This window comes from Ileibacterium valens (assembly GCF_001945525.1).
In the GTDB taxonomy this organism is placed as follows: domain Bacteria; phylum Bacillota_I; class Bacilli_A; order Erysipelotrichales; family Erysipelotrichaceae; genus Ileibacterium; species Ileibacterium valens.
On record NZ_MPJW01000096.1, the window covers coordinates 1 to 2,906 of the forward strand.

The 2,906-nt window shown below is 39.9% G+C and carries 3 protein-coding genes; all 3 read left to right on the forward strand.

Annotated features, from left to right (window positions below; genetic code table 11):
• Nucleotides 1–308 precede the first annotated feature (308 nt).
• The 3 genes from BO222_RS04185 to BO222_RS04195 all read left to right on the forward strand — a co-directional run bounded on the left by BO222_RS04185 (nucleotide 309) and on the right by BO222_RS04195 (nucleotide 2,664).
• A complete protein-coding gene (locus BO222_RS04185) occupies nucleotides 309–1,769 on the forward strand; it encodes a DUF1846 domain-containing protein (RefSeq protein ID WP_075818634.1) in 1,461 nt (486 codons plus the stop codon).
• Nucleotides 1,770–2,078: 309 nt separating this feature from the next.
• Nucleotides 2,079–2,360, forward strand: a complete 282-nt coding sequence (locus tag BO222_RS04190) for a hypothetical protein (protein ID WP_075818636.1) — start codon at nucleotides 2,079–2,081, stop codon at nucleotides 2,358–2,360.
• Entirely contained in the window at nucleotides 2,341–2,664 is a 324-nt protein-coding gene (locus BO222_RS04195) for a hypothetical protein (RefSeq protein ID WP_083647667.1), read from the forward strand. Before BO222_RS04190 ends, BO222_RS04195 begins: the two co-directional genes overlap by 20 nt.
• Nucleotides 2,665–2,906: the final 242 nt, after the last annotated feature.

The window sequence follows — 2,906 nt, forward strand, 5'->3', positions numbered from 1 at the left end:
CAAAAGGCGGAAATCTTCCGTTTCCGACTTTCCTGAGAGGAAAGCTGGAGCACAGAGAAGATTTCCGCCTTTGATGGTATTCAGGGATAACCGGGAATAAAAGCCCGTGCAAATTTCAAAAGGTTACGATTTACCGCAGATTAGGCATTCAGATCTGAGAAACACAAAAGAAACGAATTAAAAGTGAATATTAGAATTTTCCCAAACACGTCAATGATTTGATAAGATGGAGCGTGAAAGTAATTTTTCCTGTGTTATATCAGTACAGGGTATATCTGAAAAGATATTGAGAATGAGGGACTGAAGGAATGAAAAAAGGATTCGATAACCAGAAATACCTGGAAACTCAATCAAAAAAAATTATGGAACGAATCAATTCGTTTCAGGGAAAACTTTATTTGGAATTTGGCGGAAAACTCTTTGACGATTTTCATGCCAGCCGTGTGCTGCCTGGATTTGAACCGGACTCCAAACTGCAGATGCTGCTGCAGTTAGCTGATCAGGCAGAAATCATTATCGCAATTTCCGCTAAGGATATTGAAGAAAACAAAATTCGAGGTGATTTACAGATCCCGTATGATGAAGACGTGCTGCGCCTGATTCGCGAATTTCAAAATAAGGGTCTATATGTGAGCAGCGTTGTCATTACTCATTACAATGGACAGAAGTCCGCTGAAAGACTCAAGAAAAAACTCGCCAGACAGAATATCAAAACTTATCATCATTACTACATTGAAGGCTATCCGACAGATACTCAGAAGATCATTTCTCCTAAAGGGTTTGGAAAGAATGATTTTATTCAGACTTCCAGACCTCTTGTGATTGTTACTGCTCCAGGACCAGGCAGTGGAAAAATGGCTACCTGCCTGTCTCAGCTTTATCATGAAAATCTGCGTGGAGTTCAGGCAGGATATGCAAAATTTGAAACTTTCCCAATCTGGTCCATTCCACTCAACCATCCGGTCAATATTGCTTATGAGGCAGCCACTGCGGATCTCAATGACAAAAATATGATTGATCCTTATCATATGGACGCTTATGGGGAAGTGGCAGTCAATTATAATCGTGATATTGAAATTTTCCCGGTTTTACGGAATATGTTTGAAGAAATCAACGGTACTTCTCCATACCAGTCCCCAACGGATATGGGTGTAAACATGGCTGGTTTCTGTATCAGCGATGATGAAGTCTGCCAGGAAGCAAGCCGCCAGGAAATCATTCGCCGCTATTTTGATACCCACACCCGGGTGATCAAAGAAGAATGTCCAGTTGAAGAGCTTCGGATTCAGGAAGCGCTGATGAAAAAAGCGGGAGTTAAACCTGAAGATCGTGCCTGTGTTAAAGCCGCCAGAGAAAAAGAAGCGAAGCGTCATGTCTATTGCGGAGCGATGGAAATGGAAGATGGAACGATTATTACCTCAGCCAATACCGATTTTATGGGACCATGCGCAGCCCTGGTTATGAATGCCGCAAAATATCTGGCGGATGTCGATGATTCGATTCATCTGATTCGTCCAGAAGCGTTTAAACCAATTCAGAATCTGAAAACCCAATATCTGAAGGCCAATAACCCCCGGCTGCATACGGATGAAGTACTGATTGCCTTATCTCTTTCTGCCCAACAGAATCCTCTGGCTAAAAAGACGCTCGAACAGCTCAGAAACCTGAAGGGTCTGCAGGCTCATGTGACGTGTGCGCTTTCGCCGGTGGATCAGAATGCATTTAATCTTTTAGGAATTCATGTCACCTGCGAAGCAGAAAAGATTTAATCCCTGAAATTAAAAATAACCATTGCCTGGGACTACCTGGAATTGGATAAAAATTCTAAAAAGAAATTGTTCTGAAAATTTTGTCATTCAGTCCAATTTCTTTTTTTCATCTGCCTAAAATAATTTTGCTTCAGAAATGGGTGGATGAATCGGGATGAATCGTAATTAAGATAAAAAAATAAACCAACAAGGATGAATTCTAACAAAATTAATGAAAAACAAAAATTAGTTTTGCTTTAAAGACTGACGTATAATGAAGAAGTATCGATAATCTAATAAAAAAAGAATCAAGAAAGGGGAATTCGAATTATGGGCAAGAAAATTTCTCCATCCGGTGCCGGAGCCATTCGGACGATACTGAAAAGCCTGGATGATTTTCATGCTGACCTAAGGACAGAAACAGAAGACAAGGGAAAAATTAGTCGAGTTTATGACTTCTTCTATGAAAACATTAATGGAACTTTCACAATCGTTACGAATGGTGAAGAAGTTGAAATCGCAGTATTGAACATTTCCAACGGTAAAATCATCAATCTGCATAATGATCTGAATATTCGAAAGCTGGCAGAATATGTCCTCAAAAACAGTTAAGCATGTTACGATGAAAGTCGTCGTTTCTTCACTCAATGAAGAGGATGCTTTTTCTATCCAGAAAGAGCTTTCTTCATTTTTACCTGGTCTTGGCTACTCTCCATGCCGGGCTGAACCATCTTTAAATGACGCCATAGAGTTTCTCGCTTCAGGTACCTGCGATGAAGTTCAGAAGGATTTTCTGATTCATACTCTGAACAATGATTTTGATCATGACGAGGATGATACAGAATTCTGGGCTTACGGTTTCAATACCCGGATGTTTAATCCGCTTGTTTATTATCTTTCAATGGATTTTTCCTGATCGACATCATGAAAAACGAAAAGGGGCTGTTAAATTTCTGACAGTCCAAAAATAAAAAGAGGCACCTGATCCGTAATGGATGAGGTGCCTCTTTTGGTAAAATATGTTCATGATCAATAAACAAAATTACCAAACACACTATAACTGTTATGAAATGACCTTTGTCAAGAGTGAATAAGAAGACATATTGCCCCCTTACCCCCATTGATAGTCTTCATTTTGGTTCGATGGTAGACAGCACT

What these genes read in the sequence shown, in the direction of transcription:
- BO222_RS04195 (WP_083647667.1), top strand. Translation starts at nt 2,341, where the DNA reads ATGTCCTCAAAAACAGTTAAGCATGTTACGATGAAAGTCGTCGTTTCT.
- BO222_RS04190 (WP_075818636.1), top strand. Translation starts at nt 2,079, where the DNA reads ATGGGCAAGAAAATTTCTCCATCCGGTGCCGGAGCCATTCGGACGATA.
- BO222_RS04185 (WP_075818634.1), top strand. Translation starts at nt 309, where the DNA reads ATGAAAAAAGGATTCGATAACCAGAAATACCTGGAAACTCAATCAAAA.